Below are 25,489 nucleotides of genomic sequence, written 5' to 3' on the forward strand. Positions count from 1 at the left end.
GCCTAAAGAGACGCGCGGCATTGCGTAAGGATCAGATGCGCTTGAATACCGAATAGCCGGCGTAGCGTACCTGGGGCCCGAGCTCTTCCTCGATGCGGATGAGCTGGTTGTATTTGGCGAGCCGGTCGGAGCGGGCGAGAGAGCCTGTCTTGATCTGTCCGCAATTGGTGGCGACGGCAAGATCCGCGATGGTCGAATCCTCGGTTTCGCCCGAGCGGTGTGACATGACGGCAGTATAGCCCGCCTTGTGCGCCGTTTCGACGGCGTCCAGCGTTTCCGTCAGGGTACCGATCTGATTGACCTTGACCAGGATTGAATTCGCCACACCCATCTTGATGCCGTCGCGCAGGCGTGCCGAGTTGGTGACGAAAAGATCGTCGCCCACGAGCTGGCACTTGTTGCCGATCAGGTCGGTCAGATATTTCCAGCCTTCCCAATCGTCCTCGGACATGCCGTCCTCGATCGATATGATTGGGTAATCACCGGCAAGCTTCGCCAGATATTTCGCCTGGGCCTTCGGATCGCGCGTCTTCTTCTCGCCTTCATAGACGTAATTGCCGTCCTTGAAGAATTCGGTTGCCGCGCAATCGAGCCCGATGGCGATCTCCTCGCCGGGCTTGAAACCGGCCTTCTCGATCGACTCGACGATGAAATCCAGTGCGGCCTGCGCGCTCTTGAGGTTCGGCGCAAAGCCGCCCTCGTCGCCGACATTGGTATTATGTCCGGCATCCTTAAGGCGCTTCTTCAGCGTGTGGAACACTTCCGCGCCGTAGCGCACCGCTTCGGCCATCGAAGACGCGCCGACGGGAAGGACCATGAACTCCTGAAAATCGATCGGATTGTCGGCATGGGCGCCGCCATTGATGATATTCATCATCGGCACAGGAAGGATATGTGCGTTCGGACCGCCGACATAACGATAGAGCGGCAGGCCGGAAGCTTCCGCCGCGGCCTTGGCAACGGCAAGCGAGACGCCGAGAATGGCGTTGGCGCCCAGGCGGCTCTTGTTCGGCGTACCGTCGAGATCGATCATCGTCTGGTCGATATGGATCTGGTTTTCCGCATCCATGCCGCCCAACGCATCGAATATCTCGCCATTGACCGCATCGATGGCCTTCTGCACGCCCTTGCCGAGGTAGCGGGTCCCGCCATCGCGCAGTTCTACCGCTTCATGCGCCCCCGTGGACGCACCCGACGGCACCGCCGCCCGGCCGAAAGAACCGTCTTCCAGCCTCACATCGACTTCCACGGTCGGATTGCCGCGGCTGTCGAGAATTTCACGACCGACGATGTCGATAATAGCAGTCATGGGGGATATTCCTTCCATTTCCCTGAGCGGATAAAGAGCGAGCATAAAGCCGTCGCGCCTTCCATAGCGAAAGGAGGGGGCGAGGAAAATCCCTATCGCGTGAAATCGCTGTCACAAACGAAAACGGCCCCGTATCCGGAGCCGTTTTCATCAGCTTTCTGCCGATCAGTCGATCACCAATATTTCGGGACCTTGTAATAGTCGAAGGACAGATTGCGGGCTCTCTGGCCATCGTCCTCGGAAAGCTCGCTGATGGATTGGACCGGGGCGGCCTCGAGCTGCTCACGCGAATAGGGAACGACATAGCCGCCCTGCTCAGGAACATAATCGAGAACCGACCAGGGAATCGCGTGGAACTTCTCGCCAATGCTGAAGACGCCGCCAAAGCCGATCACGACGAACATGATATGGTCGGACAGCTTATCGAGCATAAGATCCTCGATTTCGCCGATTTTCTCGCCTTCCCTGTTGTACACATTGGTTCCGATGACGCGGCTGGCGCGAATGGCTGTGGTATGACCGGACGCTGTCGGCATGGCACGATCTCCTCATTTCGTTGATTTGCTTCAACTCAATGAGCGGACGCCGGCAAGGTTCCCTATTCGAAAACAAGCTTGGCTATATCGCGTGATCAGCGCCCGCTGGCCTTGGCGATGTGATCGAAGGCGAGCAGCGTCTCGAGAAGGCGCGGCATCTGGTCGAGAGGAACCATGTTGGGGCCGTCGGAAGGCGCGTTATCAGGGGCCTCGTGGGTTTCGATGAACACACCGGCAACGCCGACGGCAACAGCGGCGCGCGCGAGGGTCTCGACGAACTCACGTTGACCGCCGCTCGAAGCGCCCTGCCCGCCCGGCTGCTGCACCGAATGGGTCGCGTCGAAAATGACAGGTGCGCCGAAGCCGGCCATGATCGGCAGGGAGCGCATGTCGGAGACGAGCGTGTTATAGCCAAAGGAGGCCCCGCGCTCCGTCGTCAGGACATTCCGATTGCCGCTCTCTGTTACCTTGGCGATGACGTTCTTCATGTCCCAGGGTGCGAGAAACTGGCCCTTCTTGATATTGATCACCCGCCCGGTCTTGGCAGCCGCGATCAGAAGATCGGTCTGGCGGCACAGGAAAGCCGGAATCTGCAGCACATCGACCACTTCGCCGACGATAGCGCATTGTTCTTCCGTATGAACATCCGTCAGCATCGGCAGGCCAAACTGCTTTTTCAGATCGGCGAAGACTTCAAGCGAATTCTCGAGTCCCATGCCTCGCGTGCCGGTGAGCGATGTACGGTTGGCCTTGTCGAAGCTCGACTTGTAGACGAGACCGATGCCGAGTTTCCCCGTCAGTTCCTTCAGCGCGCCAGCCATGTCGAACGCGTGCTGCCGGCTTTCCATCTGGCAGGGGCCGGCAATGAGCGAGAGGGGACCGGAATTCGAAAACGAAACCGAGCCGGCGGAAACCGTGGAATTGGGAGAAGTCATAACGTTCAAGCCTCGAATGCGAATATTGCGCCCTGCCCGGCAGCGGGTTGCACGACGATTCGTGCGCCGCGTTTCTCAAATGCGACTCCATTGCCGGAAAGGAGTCTTTCGACATACGCGAGGTCGCGCACGGCAAAGACGATGCCCTGCAGGCGCAATCCACGCTCGCCGAGCGGCGGCGCCTTTGCGCCGAGAAACGCTTCCAGCCCGGCCGGCGTCAGAACCGCTATATTGGCATTGGCGGCACGAATATCCATACCGAAGGAATGGGCATTCACCTCGCGCTCATTGACGATTTCCTGCATGAGATACTGAAAATCCGTCGGATTGGTCTCGCTCAGGATCACGTCGCGAATGGCAAGCGCGCCGTTCTCATGCCTCTGGAGAGCGCTGCGGTCGACAGCAGGCACGTTAACCCGCTCACAGGTGAAGAAGAAGACATCCGGCGCGCGCAGATCAGCGGCAAAGGCGAGCCGGAAAGCCGCCTTGTCGTGCTTGCCGTCCGGCGTCACGAAGGGCCGCGAGAAATCCAGGATGTTGCCGGCCGATACGCCTGCTTCGACAAAAGCTGCGTGATCGCCCTTGGCGTTCTCCGTCCCCATGACGAGGGCGGAAAAGCCCTCATCGCCCTGGCGGAAGCGATATGCCTGATCACGGGCGACAAAGACATTGCCCGTGATCGCTGCTTGTTCGCAAGTCTCGCGCTGGCCGATGGCGAGCGCTTCGAGGAACGTCCCGTCGGCGAGATAGGCGCAGACATTGACGGTCCCGAAAGGGTGTTCGCCTGTCGGCGCAACGGTAAAGCCCAACCTATGCAGCCGCCCCCGCGCCACGTCCAGGCTGGCCGCCGGCAATACCAGATGATCGACCGGACGGGCTTGGCGTGGTGGGAGGGAGGCTGACATTGCCGTCAGACGAGCCGGCTCTGCTCGACGGCCGCCGTAATGAACGAGGCAAAGAGCGGATGCGGCTCAAACGGACGCGATTTCAGCTCCGGATGATATTGAACGCCCACAAACCATGGATGATCCGCATATTCGATGGTTTCGGGGAGAACGCCATCCGGCGACATGCCCGAAAAGATCAGCCCGCATTCCTCCAGACGCTCTTTGTAGTCGATATTGACCTCGTAGCGGTGGCGATGACGTTCAAAAATGTCGGAAGAACCGTAGATGTCGGCAATGCGCGTTCCAGCCTTGAGCCGCGCTTCATAGGCGCCGAGCCGCATCGTGCCGCCGAGATCGCCGGACTGATTGCGCTTTTCGAGCATGTTGCCCTTCAGCCATTCCGTCATCAGGCCGACGACCGGCTCCTTTGTCGGGCCGAACTCCGTCGAAGAGGCATTCTCGATACCGGCGAGATTGCGGGCGGCTTCGATGCAGGCCATCTGCATGCCGAAGCAGATACCGAAATAAGGCACCTTGCGCTCGCGGGCGAATTTCGCCGCCAGGATCTTGCCCTCGGAGCCGCGCTCGCCGAAGCCGCCCGGGACCAGGATACCATGCACCTTTTCGAGATGGGGTGCGGGATCTTCCTGCTCGAAGACTTCCGACTCGATCCAGTCTAGATTGACCTTCACGCGGTTCGCGATGCCACCATGATGCAGCGCCTCGATGAGCGACTTATAGGCGTCCTTCAGGCCGGTATATTTGCCGACGATGGCGATGGTCACCTCGCCCTCGGGGCTGTGGATACGGTTGGAAACCTCCTGCCAGCGCTCCATGCGGGGCTTCGGCGCGGGATCGATGCCGAAGGCCGCGAGCACTTCGGAATCGAGCCCTTCCGCGTGATAGGCGATCGGCACGTCATAGATGCTCGCCACATCAAGCGCCTGGATGACCGCAGACGGTCGCACATTGCAGAACAGCGAGAGCTTGCGGCGTTCCGATTCGGGGATATGCCGATCGGCGCGCACCAGCAGAATATCCGGCGCGATGCCGATCGAGCGCAACTCCTTGACCGAATGCTGCGTCGGCTTGGTCTTCAGCTCGCCCGCCGCCGGAATATAGGGCATCAGCGTCAGGTGGATATAGACCGCGCTGCCGCGCGGCAGATCGTTGCCCAATTGGCGAATCGCTTCGAGGAACGGCATCGCCTCGATATCGCCGACTGTGCCGCCGATCTCGCAAAGCACGAAATCGAAATCCTCATTGCCTTCGGTAATGAAGTTCTTGATCTCGTCGGTGACGTGCGGAATGACCTGCACCGTCGCACCGAGATAATCGCCGCGGCGTTCCTTCTCGATGATGTTGCGGTAGATTCGACCGGTGGTAATGTTGTCCTGCTTGTTGGCAGGACGCCCGGTGAACCGTTCGTAATGTCCGAGGTCGAGGTCGGTTTCCGCCCCGTCATCCGTCACGAAAACCTCACCATGCTGGTAAGGCGACATCGTGCCGGGATCGACGTTGAGATAAGGATCGAGCTTCCTGATGCGCACGCGGTAGCCGCGTGCCTGCAGGAGAGCCGCAAGTGCTGCGGCAGCGATGCCTTTTCCGAGTGAGGAAACCACGCCGCCAGTGATGAATACATATCGCGCCATGGGCTTACGTCGTTAGACTCTCCTGAATGATTCCGCCACAAAAAAATCGGTTCAGGGGATATTTCCCCCCAGCCGATCCCGCGGAATGGGTTTGACTATTTGTGATATGTGCCAAAACGCAGCAAAAAAGCCGGGCTGAAACCCGGCTTTTTCACCGATTTGATCTGTTTTATATCAGCGGACGATAACTTCCGTGCCGACATCGACGCGGCTGTAAAGGTCCATGACATGCTCGTTGACCATCCGGAAGCAGCCATTGGAGGCGGAGCTACCGATCGTCCAGGGCTGCGTGGTCCCGTGGATCCGCACATAGGTATCCTTATTGCCCTGGGAAAGGTAGAGCGCGCGGGCGCCAAGCGGATTGCCTGGACCGCCATCCATGCCATCCTTGTACCTGGCATACTGCGCCGGGCTGCGCTCGATCATTTCCTTGGTCGGAATCCAGCGTGGCCATTCGCGCTTGGTCTGGATCTTCGCTGTTCCCTTGAACTCCAGCCCTTCCTTGCCGACGGCAATGCCGTAGCGGCGTGCCGTGCTGGAAGTTTCCACCAGATAGAGGAAGCGCTGTGCGGGATCGATGACGATCGTCCCCGGCTTATATCCCGAAAACGAGACTTCCTGCGGCATGAATTTCGGATCGATATTGTATTTGCGACCCGACGGAGCCTTCGCCTGCTCCCCGCCCTTCTTCTTCTGGCGCGCCTGCGGCTTTTTGATTGCAGGCGATTTCTTGCTCTCGGTGGCGAGCGAAACCTTCTGCACCTTCGCTCCAGCGTCAACTACCGCAGCAGCACCTTGCCCGGCAGATTGAGCGGACACTGGAACGGTTAAAAACAATCCCGCGACACCGGCGAGAAGAATACGGCTTGAAAACATGGGTCTGCCCCCGAAAGAATTATTCCTCGTAGACCGGTGCGGACTTGAGACGTCGCACGCGCCAGCCTTTCGACTTCAGTACGCCAAACGGTTTTTCCGCTCAACGCACAATGTTGAGATGAGGAAGGATTCAGCCCCGTGTATTGCCCTGCTGCAACACTTTACGTGAAGACTGAAGCATAACCCTGAGCTCCAACGACAAAAAAGCCTCCCGATGATGCAGGAGGCTTTTGTATTGAGAGCTGAAGGCTGGACTCGCTGTTATTGCGAATTCGGCACCGGGTTTGCCGGGGTGGCAGGCTGAGCCGGGGCTTCCTGCGTCGGCGTATTCTGTGCAGGTTCGCTCTGCGACGATGGGCCGCCGAGCTGATTGAGCACGCCGCCGGCGCCCGGAGCTTGGTTCTGAGTGCCTGTGGCGCCTGGGATGCGGTCCAGGATGTCGGTCGGCCGCTCGCCGCGATGCGCCATGATGCCGAGAATGATCGAAGTGGCAAAGAAAGCCGCCGCCAGAATTGCCGTCGTCCGGGTCAGGGCATTTGCCGCGCCGCGCGCCGTCATGAAGCCGGAGCCGCCGCCTATGCCGAGGCCACCGCCTTCGGAGCGCTGAATAAGCACCACGCCGACCAGCGCGAGGACGATCAGAAGATGAATGGCGATGATGACGGTTTGCATGGATTCTCGTCTGCTTTCTGGCTTTGGACGCGGCTCCTTACACTCTATTGGCCGATAATCCAAGTGATATTCAAAAGTCCACCGGGCTCAGGGAAAACCACTTACCAGCGGTAACGCCCATTATCTTCCGGAAATGTCACTACTTGCCGAACGTGGCGCGAATGCTCAAAGGACCCTGTAGGCTTCACAAATGGCGAGGAAATCAGCCGCTTTCAAGCTTGCGCCGCCCACGAGCGCCCCGTCGACATTGGAGATGCCGAGAAGTTCGACCGCATTCGCCGGCTTCACCGAGCCGCCATAGAGCAAGCGCAGCCTTGCACCTTCCGAGCCGTAGCGCGCGATTAGTTCGCCGCGCATGAAGGCGTGGACCTTCTCGACATCCTCGGCCGTCGGTGTCTGGCCGGTGCCGATTGCCCAAACGGGTTCATAGGCGATGACGGTCGTGTCGCTCCGTACGTTGTCGGGCAGAGAACCGCGCAATTGTCGGCCGATCACGTCAAGCGTGCGCCCTTCCTGGCGTTCCGCCGCCGTTTCGCCGACGCAGACGATAGCCACGAGGCCGGCGTTCCAGGCCGCTTCCGTCTTTGCCCTGACAAGTGCGTCTGTTTCATGGTGATCGGTGCGCCGTTCGGAATGGCCGACGATCACATGGCTCGCGCCGGCCTCCTTCAACATGGCGGCGGAAATATCGCCGGTGTGGGCGCCTGATTCCTTCACATGGCAATCCTGACCGCCAAGGCTGACGGCTTCGGAAACCAGCGCGTCCGTGGCGCGCGACAGCAAAGTCGCAGGAACACAGATCACGGCGTCCAGTCTTTGCGCGAGGTCGGAACTCAAGCCGGTTGCAATTGCCCGCAATTCGGCGAGAGACTGCCCCATCCCATGCATTTTCCAGTTGCCTGCGACCAGTGGGCGGATGGCTGGGGTCATGTTCTGCTCCTCTTTATTCCGTGACAGCGACTGGCAAAATCATCCCTGACTAGCAAATCCGGATTGCAAAGCAAACGTCGTGACATCAATGAATCCTTGCATACGGCCCCTGCTTGAGGCTATCCCCCTCTAGAACAAGAGAAACCTTACACAACAACGGTATTCCTATGCTCGACAGTTTGCGTGATGCCGCCCGTTCATGGGTTGCCAAACTCCTCCTCGGCGTTCTGGTGCTGAGTTTCGCCGCCTGGGGTATAGCTGACGCATTCAGGGGCGATGCCGGTGGCAACACCGTCCTGTCCGCCGGTAGCTCCAAGGTATCGGCAACGGAATTCCGTCTCGCCTATGACCGGCAGTTGCAGCTCCTGTCGCAGAGATTCAACCAGCGTATCACCCGCGAACAGGCGCAGGCGCTCGGCATCAATAATCAGGTCCTGTCGCAACTCGTTGCCGGGGTCGTTCTCGACGAGGAAGCACGGCGGATGGATCTCGGCCTATCCGAGACGCGGCTTGCGCAACTCACCGGTGAAGATCCCGCTTTCCATGATGCAAGCGGCCGTTTCGACAGGAACCGGTTCTTCGACGTCCTGCGTCAGGCTGGCATGCGTCCGGACGATTATCTGCAAAGCCGCGCGCAGATCGCTCGCCGTCAGCAGATCGTCGAGGCCGTAGCGGACGGCATAAAGGTGCCGGACACGCTTCTCAAGGCGGCGGCGCTCTATCAGGGCGAAAGCCGGACTATCGATTACATCACCCTTCCGCTTTCTAGCGTCGGCGAGATCGCCAACCCGTCCGACAGCGAACTGAAGACCTATTTCGACGCCCATGTCGCTGAATACCGGGCGCCGGAATACCGCAAGATCACCTATGTTAAGCTCGAGCCCGAAGATATTGCCGATTTCTCCTCAATTACCCCTGACGAGATCAAGGACTATTACGAGAAGAACATCGCGCGCTACACGACGGCTGAAACCCGGACCGTCGATCAGTTGAGCTTCGCCAATGCCGACGCCGCGAAAGCCGCGCACGAGAAAATCCTCGCCGGAACATCTTTCGACGATATCGTCAAGGCAGAGGGCAAGACGCCGCAGGACGTCAATCTCGGCACCTTCCAGAAGAGCAGCCTTCCCGATCAGTCGATCGCCGATGCGGCCTTTGCCTTGCCTAGGGATGGCGTGAGTGACGTGGTGAACGGTGCCTTTGGCCCGGTCATCTTGCGCGTCTCCGCCATTACACCACAGACGGTCAAGCCGCTTGCCGAAGTCGAAGGAGAGATCCGCAAGACCCTTGCCGTCTCGCAGGCGGCAAACGAGGTTCCCGCCGTCCATGACGGTTATGAGGATGATCGTTCTTCCGGCGCGACGATGGCCGAAGCGGCGGCGAAGCTGAAACTGAAAGCTGTCACCATTGATGCGGTGGACGCGAGCGGAAACGGCCCCGATGGATCGCCCGTCGCCAATGTCCCGGAAAAGGCGCGGCTCCTGCCGGCCGCCTTCCAGACGGATGCAGGCATTGATAATGACCCGCTTCCCGTCGGATCCAACGGCTATATCTGGTATCATGTGGATAGCGTGACGCCTGCCCGCGACCGTACGCTTGACGAAGTCAAGGACAAGGTGCTGGCGCAGTGGAAGTCGGAGGAAGCAACGAAGCGGCTCACCGCCAAGGCCGATGAACTGAAGAAGCGCCTCGACAGCGGCACGACGCTTGATGCGCTTGCCACGGAACTCAATCTCCAGAAGGAGACCAAGCGCGGCATCACCCGCCTCGGCAACGATGCGGAACTGTCGCCGCAGGCCGTTACGCAGGTCTTCGGCGGTCCGGACGGCCTCACGGGTATCGCGCCCGCCGCTGCCGATGAAGCGCAGATACTTTTCAAGGTGACCGAATCGGTCGAGCCGGCTGGAACCGGACCCGAGTCGATCCCGGAGGACCAGCGCGAGGCCTTCAAGTCGCGGCTTTCCGACGATCTTCTGGATCAGCTTGTCGCGCAGTTGCAGACCGAATTCCCCGTCACCGTCAATCAGGCCGCCATCGATCGGGCGCTGGCCTTTTGAGAAACACTCATGGCTGACTTGAAGACACATATAGGCAAGGCCGCCTCCGGCGCTCCGCTTTCGCGGGCGGAGGCGGAAGAAGCCTTCGGCATCATGATGTCGGGCGAAGCGACACCGTCCCAGATCGGCGGCTTCCTGATGGCGCTTCGTGTGCGCGGCGAGACGGTGGACGAGATTGCCGGCGCCGTGGCCTCCATGCGGGCCAAGATGCTGCCGGTTTCCGCGCCGGAAGATGCCATCGATATCGTCGGCACAGGCGGCGACCAGTCAGGCTCGTACAATGTCTCTACCTGCTCCGCCTTCGTGGTGGCGGGTGCGGGCGTTCCGGTCGCCAAGCACGGCAACCGGGCACTGTCGTCAAAATCCGGCGCAGCCGACACGCTTGCCGCTCTCGGCATCAATATCGAGGTCGGGCCAGAACAGATATCGCAATGCATCCGTGAGACGGGCCTCGGCTTCATGTTCGCGCCGTCACACCATTCGGCGATGCGCCATGTCGGCCCCAGCCGCGTCGAGCTCGGCACGCGCACCATATTCAACCTGCTCGGTCCCCTCTCCAATCCTGCCGGCGTCAAGCGCCAGCTCGTCGGTGTCTTCGCCCGCCAGTGGGTGGAGCCGATCGCACATGTGCTGAAGGAGCTCGGATCGGAAACGGTCTGGGTTGTGCATGGCGACGGTCTCGACGAGATGACTACAGCGGGCACGACCCATGTCACCGCCCTGGAAAACGGCGACATACGCAGCTTCGAAGTTACGCCGGAAAGCGTCGGGTTGCGGCGCGTCGATCCGGCCGAGCTCAAGGGGGGCGACGCCGCCTATAATGCCGAAGCGTTGCGCGGCGTGCTTGAAGGCATCAGCGGCGCGTTTCGCGACATCACGGTGCTTAATTCAGGCGCAGCGCTCGTCATTGCCGGCAAGGCGGAAAGTCTCGATGAGGGAATAGAACTGGCCGCTCATTCGATCGACAGCGGGGCCGCACATGCGGTATTGAAGAAGCTCATCGCCGTTTCCAATCGCGAAGAAAACTGACCATGGCTGATATTCTGAAGAAGATCGAAGCCTACAAGCGCGAAGAAATTGCCGCCGCCAAGGCACGGCTGCCGCTTGCCGAGGTTAAGGCCAAGGCGGCAGACCAGCCACCGCCGCGCGGTTTTCTCGATGCCCTGCAGCGCAAGCGTGCCGAGAGTGAATTCGCGCTGATCGCCGAAATCAAGAAGGCCAGCCCGTCGAAGGGACTGATTCGGCCGGATTTCGATCCGCCGGCGCTTGCCAAGGCCTATGAAGCAGGCGGAGCCGCCTGCCTCTCCGTACTGACCGACACGCCATCGTTCCAGGGCGCGCCGGAATTCCTCGCCGCCGCCCGAGAGGCATGTTCGCTTCCCGCGCTGCGCAAGGATTTTCTTTTCGACACCTATCAGGTTCATGAGGCCCGTAGCTGGGGCGCTGACTGCATCCTGATCATCATGGCGAGCGTCAGCGACGATCTCGCCCATGAGCTGGAGGAGACTGCCTTTTCGCTCGATATGGATGTCCTCGTCGAAGTCCATGACGAGGAGGAGATGGAACGCGCGCTGAAACTGTCGTCGCGCCTGCTCGGCATCAACAACCGCAATCTGCGAACCTTCGACGTCGATCTCGCCGTTTGCGAACGGCTTGCTTCGATGGCGCCAGACGACCGGCTTCTCGTCGGCGAGAGCGGCATCTTCACCCATGCGGATTGCCTGCGGTTGCAAAAATCAGGCATCGGCACCTTCCTGATCGGCGAAAGCTTGATGCGACAGGATGATGTCACCGCCGCCACCCTCGCGCTTCTTCACGGCGACGCACAAACCCGCCGCGCGGCGGGCTGAACGTCATGGCCGGCAAGCTCACGCATCTCGATGAAACGGGCGCAGCCCACATGGTGGATGTCGGGGCGAAGGGTGAGACGGGGCGGGTCGCGGTGGCCGAGGGCTTCGTGACCATGCTTCCTGAAACGCTGGAACGCATCCTGGAAGGCAACTCCGCCAAGGGTGATGTGATCGGCGCAGCGCGGATCGCAGGCATCATGGCGGCAAAGAAAACGGCCGAACTGATACCGCTCTGCCACCCGCTGATGCTGACGAATGTAGCAGTTGAGATCAATGCCGATGAGACATTGCCCGGTCTGCGCGTACAGGCCACAGTTAAGCTGACTGGCAAGACCGGCGTCGAGATGGAGGCATTGACCGCAGTTTCGGTTGCCTGCCTCACCATCTACGACATGGCGAAGGCCGCCGACAAAGGGATGGTGATCGGCAATATAAGGCTTCTTTCCAAGAGCGGCGGCAAGTCCGGAGACTGGACCGCGCCCTTGCAGGGAAAGCCTTCCTGAGATGGCGCTTTTGTCCGTAGACGAAGCGCTTGCGCGGCTTCTGGCCGGTGCCGCCCCCTTGGGCTGGGAATGCCTGCCTGTCGCTCAAGCTGGCGGGCGCGTGCTTTCCAGCCCGGTCGAAGCGCATCATACCCAGCCGCCTTTCAATGCCTCCGCGATGGATGGCTATGCGATCCGCGCCGCCGATGTCGCAGTGATTCCCGCGCAATTGAAGGTGATCGGCGAATCGGCTGCCGGACACCGCTATTCCGGCGCTGTCGCCGCCGGAGAAGCCGTGCGCATTTTCACCGGCGCGCCCGTTCCACAAGGTGCCGACACGGTTCTTATCCAGGAGAACACCGAACGACTTGCCGACGACACCGTCTCTGTCCTGCAATCGGTAGCCGAGGGCCGGAATATCCGCCGCGCCGGGCTCGATTTCACAAAGGGCGATATCCTGCTCCAGCCGGGCCGCATTCTCGATCCTGCAGCCCTTTCCCTGGCTGCTGCCGCGAACAATGCCGAAATCCGGGTGTGGCGCCAGCCCAGGGTCGCGATCATCACAACCGGCGATGAGCTTGTTGCGCCGGGTGAAGCGCCAGGGCCCGATCAGATCATTTCCTCCAACTCTCTTGGTATCGCGGAGATTATCCGTATCCATGGCGGCGAAGCGCTTGATCTTGGCATTGTAGGTGATCATGTACAGGATCTCGATATCGCTATCGGCACGGCCATCGAGAGAGGTGCGGACATACTCGTCACATCAGGTGGGGCTTCGGTTGGCGACCATGACCTTGTCCATGAGGCGCTTACCCGACGCGGGATGGAGCTCGATTTCTGGAAAATTGCCATGCGCCCGGGCAAACCTCTGATGTCGGGCAAGTTGCAAGGGCTGCATGATACGAGCCTGCGCGTTCTCGGTCTGCCGGGCAATCCGGTGTCGAGCCTTGTATGCAGCTATCTCTTCCTGGCTCCGCTCGTCTCCGCACTGGCGGGCAGGCCCTACAGACCTGACATGCGCAGGGTGCACCTCGGCGCAGACATGCCGGCCAACGATCTCAGGCGCGATCATATCCGCGCGGAAATCATCCAAAACGAGAACGGCGACCCGGTCGCCACGCCCCTGCCCCTACAGGATTCATCCATGCTGAGCGCGCTCGCCCGTGCAAACGGCTTGATCATTCGCGAACCGCATGCTGAAGCAGCGCGTGCGGGAGAATCGTGCGAAGTGTTCATGCTACGCTGAACTCCAGCGGCTATGAAGGATTTTGAACATGTCCCGTATTGTCTATCTGAACGGCGAATGGCTTCCAGAAGGCGAAGCCAAGGTATCCATCTTCGACCGCGGCTTTCTCTTCGCCGACGCCATTTACGAGGTCACCGCCGTGATCGGCGGGAAACTCATCGATTATCCCGGCCACGCCGCGCGCCTCAAGCGGTCGCTGGGCGAACTGGGCATCACCTCCCCTATCGACGCCGACAGCCTGCTGGAGGTCCATCGTCAGATCGTTGCCCGCAACAATCTTGGCGAAGGTCTCATCTACATGCAGATATCGCGCGGGCCAGCGGATCGCGATTTCGCATTTCCGGCAAATCCTACCCCAACCATCACGCTTTTTACGCAGGAAAAGGCCATTTTGAGCAATCCCAAGCTTGAAACCGGCATTTCCGTCATCACCGTGCCTGACCTGCGCTGGGCCCGACGTGATATAAAAACCGTGCAGCTTCTCTATCCCTCGATGGCAAAAACGGAAGCCATGCGCCAGAATGCCGAAGATGCCTGGCTGGTCGAGGATGGCTTCGTCACAGAGGCAAGCTCGGCCAACGCGCATATCGTGACAAAAGAAGGCAAGCTTATAACCCGCAGCCTCAGCACGGCGATCCTCCATGGCATCACGCGCGCATCCATCCTGGACCTCGCCCACGCTGCGGGCGTTCCGACCGAGGAGCGGGCCTTCACGCCGCAGGAGGCGAAGGACGCGGCGGAAGCCTTCATCACCTCCGCAACGAGTTTCGTCATGCCTGTGACGCGCATCGATGGGCAGCCCGTCGGCGCCGGCAAGCCCGGCCCGGTCACGCAGCGCCTGCGCGCCGCCTATATCGAGGACAGATGCGCCAACGCGATCTGATGTATGGCTTTCCCGGCTCCGGGTTCAAATAGCGTTTTCATCGCTGGCGCTGTTAACGATTTTAAAACAGTTGCAGAACAAGACTGGAACAGATAGTGTTTCGTTCTGGTTTTGTTTTTGCTCCGATTCCCTTAGAGGAACCTGCCATGCTGACGCGCAAGCAACATGAGCTACTGCTTTTCATCCACGAACGGTTGAAGGAGACCGGAATCCCTCCTTCTTTCGATGAGATGAAGCAAGCGCTTGATCTCGCGTCGAAATCGGGCATCCATCGGTTGATCACGGCGCTGGAGGAACGCGGTTTCATCCGCCGTCTGCCCAACCGGGCGCGCGCTCTTGAAGTCCTACGCCTGCCTGATTCAATCGCACCGGGGCTCAATGCGCAGAAGAAGTTTGCGCCGAGCGTCATCGAAGGCAGTCTTGGACGTAATATGGCGGCCAGTTCGCCGCGTCCCCGTATTGTCAATGATCGCGTCGCCAATGATGATGCCATGGCCACGATCAGTGTCCCTGTGATGGGGCGGATCGCAGCCGGCGTTCCGATCTCCGCCATCCAGAATCAGACCCACTCCATCAGCTTGCCACCCGAGATGATCGGGCCGGGCGATCACTACGCGCTGGAGGTGAAGGGCGATTCGATGATCGAGGCAGGCATATTCGATGGCGATACGGTCGTCATCAGGCGCAGCGATACGGCCAGCCCCGGCGAGATCATTGTGGCGCTCGTCGATGATGAGGAAGCGACACTGAAGCGCTTTCGCCGCAAGGGCGCCTCGATCGCACTTGAGGCGGCAAATCCAGCCTATGAGACGCGTATCTTCGGGCCGGATCGGGTTCAGGTGCAGGGCAAGCTGGTCGGTCTCATTCGCCGCTATTGATTGGCGGAAGGGATTATCGCCGGTTTTCCCGTGAATTTCCCGGGCGGTTTCTGCTTGGCCTTAAACGTGCGGCTCGCGGACGTTTTCTCTGGAAGGCCGCGTGCTGCGCGCGAAAATAGCCGATATTGGTTCCATGGTCGTTGTGGCGGGCCGATGGCGTAGGTCAGTATCGCGGGTTGCCCGGACTGCCCGGACTGCATGTCGGTTGAAGCGCTTTGGTGGTTTTCGGCATCGCGTGATGCGTTTTCTGTTTCCACGGAAACGTAAAGCGGCTCGAATGGCTCGCCAAACGGCTCGTTTGCATCATATGAAAAAGCAGTTTTCGTTTTAATCGGGCTCGCATTGTCAGGGGGAATCGGTTCTCGCCAGACATGCTTCATCGAGACAGGTTCAGTCGATGCCACCTGCCCGATTTCACCGAGCCTGATCTCCAGCGATCCCTTTATCGCGAGATCGCGCAGGGTGATCACAATTTTTCCCTCGTGCCTGTCCTTCCAGCCACATGACAGGTTCTTGCCGGCGAAAGCAAGTATGACCATGTCGCCGATAGCGCAGGCGGTCTTCCGCCCGTCCGGAACGTCCGTATAGGCCAGCATCTGTCCGTTGCGCATCTCGGCAAGGCAGACACTTTTCTCGCAGGTAAAGCCTCCCGCGATGACGGAGCCAGCCTGCGGCTTGATGATATCAGTTGCATTATAAGCTTTTCGCCAATTTTCGATGGTAAAGCGTGACGGTTGCTTGCGGTTGACGGCCAGCGCGCCTTCTTCAGTCCGCATGGCGACCAGCCGCCCGTCATCGGATATGATCAGATCCGGACCACGCTCCCGAATGAAGAACACGAGCCCGGCCGCAATGAAGGCGAGCGAAACGGCGCGCAGGCGCGTTCGCAAGAACATGGCCAGCACCAGGCCGCATGACCACAGCAGCAGGGTTGAAATGGGCATGATTCCCGGATTGGCATCGGGCGAGATCGACGCCACCTCGCGCGCCACCCATTTGACCATCTCGATGCCCGATCCCATCACCTGCAGGGGAAGCCATTCGAGATCGAACGGCATCATCAACAGGCTGAGAACGGCAAAGGGCATGACGCAGACCGATATGACCGGCAGTGCCAGCACGTTGCCGAGTAGACCGAGCGGCGCGGTATTGTTGAAATGATAGAGCGCAAAAATGCCGCTCGCAGTTCCGGCGATCACCGATGTGGCCGCCGTTGCCCCCACTGACATGACGATTTTGCCGACAAAACCATTTGCGCCGAATGACGAGATCGGCGCCTCTTTCGCGCGGTTCCGTTTTCTTTCGGTCCACCAGGCGAACGCCGCGATCAGCGCCGCCGTTGCGGAGAACGACATCTGGAAACTGGGGCCGACGATTTCATGGGGAACCAGGATGATGGCAATCAGCGCCGCCAGCGCGAGATTGCGCATGGTGATAGCGGACCGGTCCATCAGGATGGCGATCAGCATTACCGCCAGCATGATGAAGCTCCGCTGTGCTGCGACGCCTGAACCGGAGAGCAGGAGATAGAAGGCCGAGGCCAGCAGCGCCGCGCCTGCCGCATATTTCTTCACGGGGTGGCGCATCGCAAAGCCCGGAAAAAGCGCTATCAGCGCACGCAGCACGAGCATGACGATCCCGCCGGCGAGCGCCATGTGGAGACCGGATATGGAGAGAATATGCGCAAGGCCGCTCATGCGCAGTGCTTCGTTGGTCGCCTCGCTGATCCCCTCCCGCTGTCCGGTGATCAGCGCCGCTGCGATGGCCCCCTCCTCACCTGCAAGGCTGGAAGCAATGCTTTCGGTTATCCCTTGGCGCAGTGCGGCGATCCACAGAAGCATCCGGGCGCCGGCGCCATCCGGCTGGGGAACGTCGATAGCTTTCGGCGTTCCCAGAAAAAAGCCATTCGCACCGATGCCGTTGAAATAGCCATGAAAAGCAAAGTCATAGTTTCCCGGACGCACAGGACCGGACTGGGCGCGCAAGCGCGCGAGACCGGAAAGCCCCGAACCGATATCGGCCGAGGCGGGAAGATCGCGGGCGGAAAGCCTGATGCGATCGGGCGCATGGCGAAGTGTCGGTCGCGCGGTTGAAAGCACATCCAGCGTGACGCGCCACCCATTGCCGGCATTCTGCTCCATGGCGACGATGCGTCCGGTTACGCGCGTGGTGATATCGCCGCCGAGCATCGGCGTGGCGCGCAGCATTGTTTCCGTCTTTGCCGTCAGCATGCCTGCCAGAGCGGCGATGGCGAATGTGAGCGCCATGGCTGCGATCTGGCGCTGGCGTGCAAGAATGCGGACAGTGACGAGCACGGACATGCCTGAGATAAGCGGCATCCATCGCGGCTCTTGTGCGAGCGAGAAATAGGAAATCGCGCCTATGGCGGCAAAGACCGGCAGGAAAAGGAAATGCGTGCCATGCTCCTGCTCTTCCGCGAGCAAGACCGCAAAAGAGCGGCCCAACGACCGGAAGCGCGCGACGATAAGGTCGCGCGTTGGAAGTGTGGAACCGCGATGCTCCGGCGGATGCGGAACAGGCATACGCTGAGGCAGAGCTTCCACAGGCGGCACGGCAAAGCCCGGCCGCAAAAGCGCCCGTTCATCGACCTCGCCCGTGTCGTGCACGCCCCTCATCTGCCCCCTCGCGCGCCCGGAACCGTTACCAATCCCGCCAGACACTTGCACCCTCAGCCACCTATGCTACATGAACGCCAACCGAAATCGAGTGGGGCTTTCGATCTGGCCCCGCACTCACCGGAGTTGTCATGTCTTCACCCGTGATTACCCGCTTTGCGCCCTCGCCCACCGGCTTTCTGCATATCGGTGGCGCACGCACGGCGTTGTTCAACTGGCTCTACGCCAAGCATACCGGCGGCAAGATGCTGTTGCGCATCGAAGACACCGACCGGGAGCGCTCGTCGCAAGCCGCGGTCGATGCCATTCTGGACGGATTGCGCTGGCTTGGCCTCGACTGGGACGGCGATGCCATCTCGCAATATGAGCGCGCTGGACGCCATCGGGAAGTCGCGGAAGAACTCGTTGCGAAGGGCAAGGCCTATTATTGCTATGCCTCGCCGCAGGAACTCGACGAAATGCGCGAGAAGGCCCGCGCCGAGAGCCGCCCTCCGCGCTATGACGGGCGCTGGCGCGACCGCGATCCCGCCGGGGCGCCTGCGGGTGTAAAACCTGTTATCCGCATCAAGGCGCCGCAAACCGGCGAGACGGTCGTGCGTGACGAGGTGCAGGGCGAGGTTCGTTTCCCGAACAAGGATCTCGATGATTTCATCATCCTGCGCTCGGATGGCAACCCGACCTATATGCATGCCGTCGTGGTCGACGATCACGATATGGGCGTGACGCATATCATCCGCGGCGACGATCACCTGACCAATGCCGCGCGCCAGACCGTCATCTATGACGCCATGGGCTGGCCGGTGCCGTCCATGTCGCATATTCCTCTCATCCATGGGGCGGACGGCGCAAAGCTTTCCAAGCGCCATGGTGCACTCGGTGTCGAGGCCTATCGCGCCATGGGCTATCTGCCCGCCGCATTGTGCAATTATCTTGTCCGCCTCGGCTGGAGCCATGGCGATGACGAGATCATGTCGATCGAACAGATGATCGAATGGTTCGACGTCAAGGGCATCAACAAGGGCGCGGCGCGTTTCGACTTCCAGAAATTGGAGGCGATCAACGGCCACTATATGCGCTCCAGCAATGACGAGGCGCTTTTCAATGCGTTGATAGCCGTGCTGCCTGAAATCGAGGGGGGGCCTGACCTGCTTGCTATCCTCGATGAAAAGCGTCGCGGCCAGCTTCTCGCCGCCATGCCCGGCCTGAAGGAACGCGCGAAGACGCTTGTGGAACTAGCCGATGGCGCAAAGTTCATCTTCGCCCTGCGTCCGCTGGCCCTCGACGAGAAGGCGACTTCCCTGCTCGGCGAAGAGGGGCGGGCCATTCTCAAAGGCGCCCTGCCCGCGCTGGAGCAGGCAAGCGAATGGACGGCTGAAAGCCTCGACGCCGCGATACGTGTCCACGCGGAATCGACGGGACTGAAGCTCGGCAAGGTCGCGCAGCCTTTGCGTGCTGCCCTGACCGGACGCGCAACCTCTCCTGGCGTGTTCGATGTACTCGCCGTTCTCGGCAGGGAGGAATCCCTGGCAAGAATTAGGGATCATATCGATTAAACGGACGATCGCCTGCCGGACATCACGCTGTCGTTACAAAAGCTGGTCCTGCAGGTGAAATTCCGCATTGCAACATTGGAGGTTTGGGATAGTTTGACGTGCGAAATCTCGGGGATGGTTTAGCACGAAATCAGGGCTATTTCGCTCTCACCGCGATCCATGACGGTGACGGAGGATTTGAAAGGAACGATTATGTCTAATACTACAGCTAATTTCACCCTTGGCGGCAATAGCTTTGAACTGCCTGTCCGCAAGGGCACTGTTGGACCAGACGTCGTCGACATTGGCCCGCTCTACAAGAATGCCCATGCCTTCACCTACGATCCCGGCTTCACCTCGACGGCCGCGTGTGAATCGAAGATCACCTATATCGACGGCGACGAGGGCATGCTGCTTTATCGCGGCTATCCCATCGACCAGCTTGCCGAACATGGCGATTTCCTGGAAACCTGCTATCTCCTGCTCTACGGCGAATTGCCAACCAAGGCGCAGAAGGCGGATTTCGATTATCGCATCACGCACCACACGATGGTGCACGAGCAGATGACGCGCTTCTTCACCGGATTCCGCCGTGATGCGCATCCCATGGCCGTCATGGTCGGCTGCGTCGGCGCCATGTCAGCCTTCTATCATGACTCGACCGACATCACCGATCCACATCAGCGCATGGTCGCCTCGATTCGGCTGATCGCCAAGATGCCGACGCTGGCTGCGATGGCCTATAAATATCATATTGGGCAGCCCTTCGTTTATCCAAAGAACGATCTCGACCTGGCATCCAACTTCCTGCGCATGTGCTTCGCCGTGCCCTGCGAGGAATACAAGGTCAATCCGGTTCTGGCCCGCGCCATGGACCGCATCTTCATCCTGCACGCCGATCACGAGCAGAACGCCTCCACATCGACTGTGCGCCTCGCCGGCTCGTCCGGCGCCAATCCCTTCGCCTGCATCGCGGCCGGCGTTGCCTGCCTCTGGGGCCCCGCCCACGGCGGCGCCAACGAGGCCGCGCTCAACATGCTGGCCGAAATCGGCACGGTTGACCGTATTCCCGAATATATCGCCAAGGCGAAGGACAAGAACGATCCGTTCCGCCTCATGGGCTTTGGCCACCGCGTCTACAAGAATTACGACCCGCGCGCCAAGATCATGCAGAAGACGACGCATGAGGTTCTCGGCGAACTCGGCATCAAGGATGATCCGCTTCTCGACGTAGCGATGGAGCTTGAGAGGATCGCCCTTACCGACGAATATTTCATCGAAAAGAAGCTCTATCCAAACATCGACTTCTATTCCGGCATCACGCTGAAGGCGCTGGGCTTCCCGACCGAAATGTTCACGGTTCTGTTCGCCGTCGCGCGCACCGTCGGCTGGATCGCCCAATGGAAGGAAATGATCGAGGATCCGCAGCAGAAGATCGGCCGTCCGCGCCAGCTCTATACCGGCGAGCCGCCACGCGATTTCGTGCCGCTGGCGAAGCGGAAATAAGCGAAAAAATTAGAATGATAAAAAAGGCGCCTTGGGCGCCTTTTTTCATGAAGGGCAGATACCCCATTTCATCGAGATTTTGCGGTTCCGATCAAATCGAGCACGGTCTTGGCCGCGATTTCACCCGCCGGCCTTTCTGTCATCATGAGTTCAGCGATATGCTGGAAGCTGGAAATCTGCGCTTCGCGAGCCGGTCCAGGCCGCATCAGCCCGTCGAGTTCGCGCGCCAGCAGCCCGGGCCGGACGAATTCGTTGAAATGCTCGGGGAGAATCGCCTGATCGGCGATGACATTGGGCAGCGCTGCGCTCCAGGCCGTGATGCGCGGCGCCAGAAACTGCCTGGCGAACCAGTCGATCTTATAGGCAAGAACGGTCGGAACATGCGCCAGCGCCAATTCGAGCGATACGGTGCCAGAAGCCGCAAGTGCGGCATCCGCTTGCGCAAATGCCTTCCATTTCTCTTCCTCGCCCGTGACAACAAGCGGCTTCACCGGCCAGTCGGCGGAAAGCGTGCGCACCATTGGTTCGATTGCCGGAAGCGTCGGGAGGATGACATGCAGCGTCTCCACCCGTCCCGCCAGCTCGGCCACGGCCTTGCCGAAGGGCTCCATCAGCGTCTTGATTTCCGAGCGCCGCGACCCCGGCAGCACGAGCAGCGTCCGCTCCTCGCCTTCCGCCCGCGTCTTCTCCCGGTTCATCCGGGCCGCCCTGACATCCAGGATCGGCTTGTAGCTTGCAAGGCGATGGCCGGCATAGGTCGCCGCCGGCCCATTCAGCCGCTTCAGCACGTCCACCTCAAACGGCAGGATCGTCAGCACATGATCGACATAAGCGCGCATGGTCCTGGCGCGCTGCGGACGCCACGCCCAGACGGTCGGCGCGATATATTTCACAATCGGTATGGTTGGATCGGCGGCCCGGACCTTCTTCGCGACGCGATGGGTGAAATCCGGACTGTCAATGATGATGAGGCAATCTGGCTTCGCCGCAACCACGGCCCTCGCCGTCTGCGCGATGCGCCAGACCAGTTTGGGCAGGTTTTTCAGGACCGCGCCAAGCCCCATGAGCGCAATCTCGTCCGGATTGAACAGGCTTTTCAGGCCACGTTGCTGCAGGTGGCTGCCGCCGACGCCTACGAGATTGACCAGGCGATCCGTTTGGCCGCGCAGCGCATCGATCAGATCGGCGCCAAGCAGATCCCCCGACTCCTCCCCGGCGATGATCGCGATCTTCAGCGGCAATTTTCGCGCCATCAGCTTTCCTCCTGAGCGTCCATCCTTTGCGCGCGCAAGGGATGCTCTAATACCTGAGCTACTGCATCTCTCATACCAAAGATCAAATATGCAGTAGCTTAATCTCGTTTCGAACTGAACGTCTCTATGAAAATGCCGTTCTCATTGGCCGCCGCTACGGTTTCTCCGAAGCCGAGAATGAATGTCTTGCCGGCCTCGACCGCAATGCCGGAAAGTCCGGCGCGTGCAGCATTCTCGATTGTCGACAAACCAATGCCCGGCAGGTCGGCGCGCTCGTCCTGCGTCGGCTTGGCGCATTTGACCAGGACACCGCCCCTGCGTGGTATCCGCCGGGCTGCGCGGAGATGTACGATACGCTCCAGCATGGCGTCGGTACCCTCGGCGCCTTCCAGCGCCACGATCCGGCCACCGACCGCGACGGTGCCCTGTCCGACATCAAGGACGCCGATCAGGCGGGCCGCCTCTCGCGCGATGGCGATATTGCGCTGGTCTTCCGTCCCGGGCTTTTTCTCTGTCAGGCAGGCAGCGGGAGGAGCAAGCAGATCGGGCACGATCTCATGCGCACCCACAACCCTAAAGCCATAGGATTCGACAAGGCCGATGAAGGCGCGCAACAGCGCATCGTCACCCCGACCGAGCGCCCCGATCATCCGCGGTATGGCGGCAAGCGTCGGGCCATCGAGCCGCAGATCGGCAAAATGCGGACGGCCGCGCACGCCACCCGCCAATATGACATTACGCGCCCCGGCGGCCTTCATCGAGCCGATCAGCTTGCGAAATTCCACAAGCGAAATCTCCGCGTGGTCGTAGCGGTAGAGCGTGGGATCGGCCTCGTCCTTTATACCAACGATGAAAGGCGGGCGACCCTGGGCTTCCAGGCTTTCGGCCACCTTTAGCGGCAGGAGGCCGCTTCCCGCGATGATGGCCGTTCGGCCTGCGGCGTCGATACCGGGCGCCACGGGCATGCCTCAGCTCTCGTCGTCACGCCCGCCATGATCGGCGGTGTCGATCAGCGGCGTACAATAGGCCCGCTTGGTATCGACGGTGATGAAGGAAATCAGATCGGCGACCGCAGGCGAATCGGGCATCGCCTGCAAAACGTCGTCGGCACGCTCCCTGACCGGCTTGGTGCGGTCGAACAGCATGCGGGACGCGCGGCGAACATTGTGGATCTCCGGCCGCGTCATGCCGGAACGCTTCATGCCGACGATATTAAGCCCACCCAGATGGGCCTGAACGCCGATTGCCATTCCGTAAGGGATGAGATCGTGAACGAGTGCCGCAAGGCCCCCGACAAAAGCATGATGGCCGACGCGGCAGAACTGGTGCACGCCGGCGCCGCCACCGATGATGACATGGTCGCCGATGAAGCAGTGTCCGCCGATCATCACATTGTTAGAGAACGTCACGTAGTTGCCGACATCGCTGTCATGGGCGACATGCGCGTAGGCGAGAAAGGTGCAGTTGTCGCCGACTGAGGTGTGGCCGCGGCTCGAATCCGATCCCCGGTGCATCGTGACGCCCTCGCGGATGGTGCAATTGCGCCCGACCGTCAGCGTCGTCGGGCCGCCCTTGTGCTTGCCATTCTGCGGGTCGCAGCCGAGGATCGCATGAGGATAAACCTTCGATCCTGTACCGAGCGTGGTAGCATCCGTGATCACGACATGGCTCATCAGCGTGACATCGTCGCCGATAACGGCGCCGGCCTCGACATGGCAGAACGGGCCGACGGATACGCCCGTGCCGAGTTCCGCACCTTTTTCGACCAAAGCGGTCGGGTGGATAAAAGTCTCGCTCATGATGGGCTCACGCTTTGCTGTCTTCGGCCATGCCGATCATAGCAGCTACTTCGGCTTCGGCCACCCGAACGCCGTCGACCTCCGCAACGCATTCGAATCTCGATATGTTGGAACGCTGCCTGAGTTTCTTGACATGGAGCAGCAGGCGATCGCCCGGCACGACAGGCTTGCGGAATTTGGCGTTGTCGATGGTCAGGAAATAGACGATGCCCGGTTTGTCGGCGCCGCGATGCATAAGCGAAATCGCTCCCGCTGTCTGGGCCATTGCTTCGATTATCAAAACGCCAGGCATGATGGGATTATCGGGAAAATGCCCGGCAAAATGCGGCTCGTTGATCGTGACGTTTTTGACGCCTGTCGCCGACTGGTCGCCATCGATATCGATGATGCGATCGATCAACAGGAACGGATAGCGATGTGGCAAGGTCGCCAGCAGGCGCTGAATGTCGGCCGCGTTCAGATTGACCCGCCCTGTCTCACTCATCCGAAGACTTCTCCCTTTTTGGCTGTCCTATGCTGCGAAGCGCTGCGACTTCCCGGAACCACTGCTTGAACGGACGTGCAGGCAGGCCGCCCCATTTTTCGCCGTCCGGAATGTCGTTCATCACGCCACTTGCCGCCGCGATTTGAACGTTTGAACCGATTGTCAGATGATCCGCCAGCCCGACCCCGCCGCCGAGCATGGTCATGTCGCCGATCGTGACGCTTCCGGAAATGCCGCATTGAGCGGCAATCAGGCAATGCCGCCCTATGCGAACATTATGGCCGATCTGCACGAGATTATCGATCTTGGTGCCCTCGCCTATGATCGTATCCGCCAGGGCGCCGCGATCAACGGCGGTGTTGGCCCCGATCTCGACATCGTCCTGGATGATGACGCGGCCAAGCTGTGGCACCTTCTCTATGCCGCGCGCGCCCGGAACAAAGCCGAAGCCGTCCTGGCCGATACGCACGCCTGGATGCAGGTAAACACGGTTGCCGATAAAGGCATACTGGATGGAAACACCCGGAGCTACGAAACTATCGCGTCCAATCTGGCAAAATGCGCCGACGACGGCTGTCGCCGAAATGACGGTACCGGCGCCGATGGCGACACCTTTGCCGATAACCGCTCCCGCCTCGATGGTGGCGCCCGATTCGATCTCGGCCGTTGGATGGATACTGGCGCTCTTGGATATGCCAGACTCACCCAGCCAAGGCACCGGATGCGCCGAGGCCGGAAACAGCATTCTGCCAACTGCAGAAAAGTCTCGGTGAGGATTGCGGGTCAGGAGTACCGCGATGCCCGGAGGGATGCTGCCTTGCAGATCTTCGGTGCAGAGAACGCCCGCCGCCTTCAGATTGGCAAGATTGCCCGCGTTTTTCTTGCCCGCCAGGAAAACCAGGGCATCCGGATCGGAATCCGCAAGCGAGGCCAGACGCCCGACCATACGCGACGCAAGCTCCGCATCGCGGAGCTTTGCACCGGTAAACTCGGCGATGTCGCCGATTGTCAATTGACGCGACGGCGTGAAAAAATTTGGATCTGCCATCAAAGCACTTTCTCTCCCGAGACGGACAAGCCCCGGGA

General features: G+C 60.3%; 23 protein-coding genes. 9 read left to right on the forward strand and 14 right to left on the reverse strand.

Going from position 1 to position 25,489, the window contains the following annotated elements; all coding sequences use genetic code 11:
- Nucleotides 1-31 precede the first annotated feature (31 nt).
- From eno to tpiA, 8 genes are all read right to left on the reverse strand, one after another.
- Nucleotides 32-1,309, reverse strand: a complete 1,278-nt coding sequence (gene eno, locus DUT91_RS08490) for a phosphopyruvate hydratase (protein WP_114439937.1) — start codon at nt 1,307-1,309, stop codon at nt 32-34.
- A 173-nt stretch (nt 1,310-1,482) separates the two neighbouring features.
- A complete protein-coding gene (locus tag DUT91_RS08495) occupies nt 1,483-1,845 on the reverse strand; it encodes a PRC-barrel domain-containing protein (RefSeq protein WP_114439938.1) in 363 nt (120 codons plus the stop codon).
- 95 nt (nt 1,846-1,940) lie between these two features.
- The gene (kdsA, locus tag DUT91_RS08500; RefSeq protein WP_114439939.1) at nt 1,941-2,780 is read right to left on the reverse strand and encodes a 3-deoxy-8-phosphooctulonate synthase; all 840 of its coding nucleotides are present in this window, start codon (nt 2,778-2,780) and stop codon (nt 1,941-1,943) included.
- A 5-nt stretch (nt 2,781-2,785) separates the two neighbouring features.
- Nucleotides 2,786-3,685, reverse strand: coding sequence for a VOC family protein (locus tag DUT91_RS08505; protein WP_114439940.1), 900 nt, complete (start codon nt 3,683-3,685; stop codon nt 2,786-2,788).
- A gap of 5 nt (nt 3,686-3,690) precedes the next feature.
- The gene (locus DUT91_RS08510; RefSeq protein WP_114439941.1) at nt 3,691-5,319 is read right to left on the reverse strand and encodes a CTP synthase; all 1,629 of its coding nucleotides are present in this window, start codon (nt 5,317-5,319) and stop codon (nt 3,691-3,693) included.
- Nucleotides 5,320-5,493: 174 nt separating this feature from the next.
- The gene (locus DUT91_RS08515; protein WP_114439942.1) at nt 5,494-6,195 is read right to left on the reverse strand and encodes a L,D-transpeptidase; all 702 of its coding nucleotides are present in this window, start codon (nt 6,193-6,195) and stop codon (nt 5,494-5,496) included.
- A gap of 261 nt (nt 6,196-6,456) precedes the next feature.
- Nucleotides 6,457-6,867 carry a preprotein translocase subunit SecG gene (gene secG, locus DUT91_RS08520; RefSeq protein WP_114439943.1) on the reverse strand — a complete coding sequence of 137 codons (411 nt, stop codon included), beginning with the start codon at nt 6,865-6,867 and terminating at the stop codon, nt 6,457-6,459.
- 165 nt (nt 6,868-7,032) lie between these two features.
- Complete coding sequence (gene tpiA, locus DUT91_RS08525; protein WP_114439944.1) at nt 7,033-7,797, reverse strand: triose-phosphate isomerase; 765 nt, start codon at nt 7,795-7,797, stop codon at nt 7,033-7,035.
- Nucleotides 7,798-7,964: 167 nt separating this feature from the next.
- Between tpiA and DUT91_RS08530 the strand changes: the two genes are divergently transcribed.
- From DUT91_RS08530 to lexA, 7 genes are all read left to right on the forward strand, one after another.
- Nucleotides 7,965-9,854 (forward strand): peptidyl-prolyl cis-trans isomerase, encoded by a 1,890-nt coding sequence (locus DUT91_RS08530; RefSeq protein WP_114439945.1) that lies wholly within the window; start codon nt 7,965-7,967, stop codon nt 9,852-9,854.
- Between the two features lie 9 nt (nt 9,855-9,863).
- A complete protein-coding gene (gene trpD / locus DUT91_RS08535; protein WP_114439946.1) occupies nt 9,864-10,883 on the forward strand; it encodes an anthranilate phosphoribosyltransferase in 1,020 nt (339 codons plus the stop codon).
- A gap of 2 nt (nt 10,884-10,885) precedes the next feature.
- A complete protein-coding gene (trpC, locus tag DUT91_RS08540; protein WP_114439947.1) occupies nt 10,886-11,704 on the forward strand; it encodes an indole-3-glycerol phosphate synthase TrpC in 819 nt (272 codons plus the stop codon).
- Nucleotides 11,705-11,709: 5 nt separating this feature from the next.
- Nucleotides 11,710-12,207: a cyclic pyranopterin monophosphate synthase MoaC gene (gene moaC, locus DUT91_RS08545; protein ID WP_114439948.1), complete on the forward strand. Its 498-nt coding sequence runs from the start codon at nt 11,710-11,712 to the stop codon at nt 12,205-12,207.
- 1 nt (nt 12,208) lies between these two features.
- Nucleotides 12,209-13,432 (forward strand): molybdopterin molybdotransferase MoeA, encoded by a 1,224-nt coding sequence (locus DUT91_RS08550; protein ID WP_114439949.1) that lies wholly within the window; start codon nt 12,209-12,211, stop codon nt 13,430-13,432.
- A 28-nt stretch (nt 13,433-13,460) separates the two neighbouring features.
- The gene (locus DUT91_RS08555) at nt 13,461-14,315 is read left to right on the forward strand and encodes a D-amino-acid transaminase (protein WP_114439950.1); all 855 of its coding nucleotides are present in this window, start codon (nt 13,461-13,463) and stop codon (nt 14,313-14,315) included.
- Nucleotides 14,316-14,461: 146 nt separating this feature from the next.
- Entirely contained in the window at nt 14,462-15,193 is a 732-nt protein-coding gene (gene lexA / locus DUT91_RS08560; protein WP_114439951.1) for a transcriptional repressor LexA, read from the forward strand.
- Here lexA and DUT91_RS08565 read toward each other — a convergent pair.
- Nucleotides 15,187-17,829, reverse strand: a complete 2,643-nt coding sequence (locus DUT91_RS08565; protein ID WP_114439952.1) for a ComEC/Rec2 family competence protein — start codon at nt 17,827-17,829, stop codon at nt 15,187-15,189. The genes lexA and DUT91_RS08565 overlap by 7 nt on opposite strands.
- Nucleotides 17,830-17,960: 131 nt before the next feature.
- Here DUT91_RS08565 and gltX point away from each other — a divergent pair, with 131 nt between their 5' ends.
- Both gltX and gltA read left to right on the forward strand, forming a co-directional pair.
- Nucleotides 17,961-19,382: a glutamate--tRNA ligase gene (gltX, locus tag DUT91_RS08570; protein WP_114439953.1), complete on the forward strand. Its 1,422-nt coding sequence runs from the start codon at nt 17,961-17,963 to the stop codon at nt 19,380-19,382.
- Between the two features lie 192 nt (nt 19,383-19,574).
- Complete coding sequence (gltA, locus tag DUT91_RS08575; RefSeq protein ID WP_114440180.1) at nt 19,575-20,867, forward strand: citrate synthase; 1,293 nt, start codon at nt 19,575-19,577, stop codon at nt 20,865-20,867.
- A 68-nt stretch (nt 20,868-20,935) separates the two neighbouring features.
- On the opposite strand, the gene lpxB is transcribed toward gltA, so the two are convergent.
- From lpxB to lpxD, 5 genes are all read right to left on the reverse strand, one after another.
- Nucleotides 20,936-22,120: a lipid-A-disaccharide synthase gene (gene lpxB / locus DUT91_RS08580; protein WP_114439954.1), complete on the reverse strand. Its 1,185-nt coding sequence runs from the start codon at nt 22,118-22,120 to the stop codon at nt 20,936-20,938.
- A 98-nt stretch (nt 22,121-22,218) separates the two neighbouring features.
- On the reverse strand, nt 22,219-23,085 hold the full coding sequence (locus DUT91_RS08585; protein WP_114439955.1) for an LpxI family protein: 867 nt from the start codon (nt 23,083-23,085) through the stop codon (nt 22,219-22,221).
- 3 nt (nt 23,086-23,088) lie between these two features.
- Nucleotides 23,089-23,919 (reverse strand): acyl-ACP--UDP-N-acetylglucosamine O-acyltransferase, encoded by an 831-nt coding sequence (lpxA, locus tag DUT91_RS08590; protein WP_114439956.1) that lies wholly within the window; start codon nt 23,917-23,919, stop codon nt 23,089-23,091.
- Between the two features lie 7 nt (nt 23,920-23,926).
- The gene (gene fabZ, locus DUT91_RS08595) at nt 23,927-24,403 is read right to left on the reverse strand and encodes a 3-hydroxyacyl-ACP dehydratase FabZ (RefSeq protein WP_114439957.1); all 477 of its coding nucleotides are present in this window, start codon (nt 24,401-24,403) and stop codon (nt 23,927-23,929) included.
- Nucleotides 24,396-25,451: a UDP-3-O-(3-hydroxymyristoyl)glucosamine N-acyltransferase gene (gene lpxD, locus DUT91_RS08600; protein ID WP_114439958.1), complete on the reverse strand. Its 1,056-nt coding sequence runs from the start codon at nt 25,449-25,451 to the stop codon at nt 24,396-24,398. The genes fabZ and lpxD overlap by 8 nt, the downstream gene beginning before the upstream one ends.
- Nucleotides 25,452-25,489: the final 38 nt, after the last annotated feature.

The organism is Paramesorhizobium salinisoli, assembly GCF_003335045.1.
GTDB classification, from domain to species: domain Bacteria; phylum Pseudomonadota; class Alphaproteobacteria; order Rhizobiales; family Rhizobiaceae; genus Paramesorhizobium; species Paramesorhizobium salinisoli.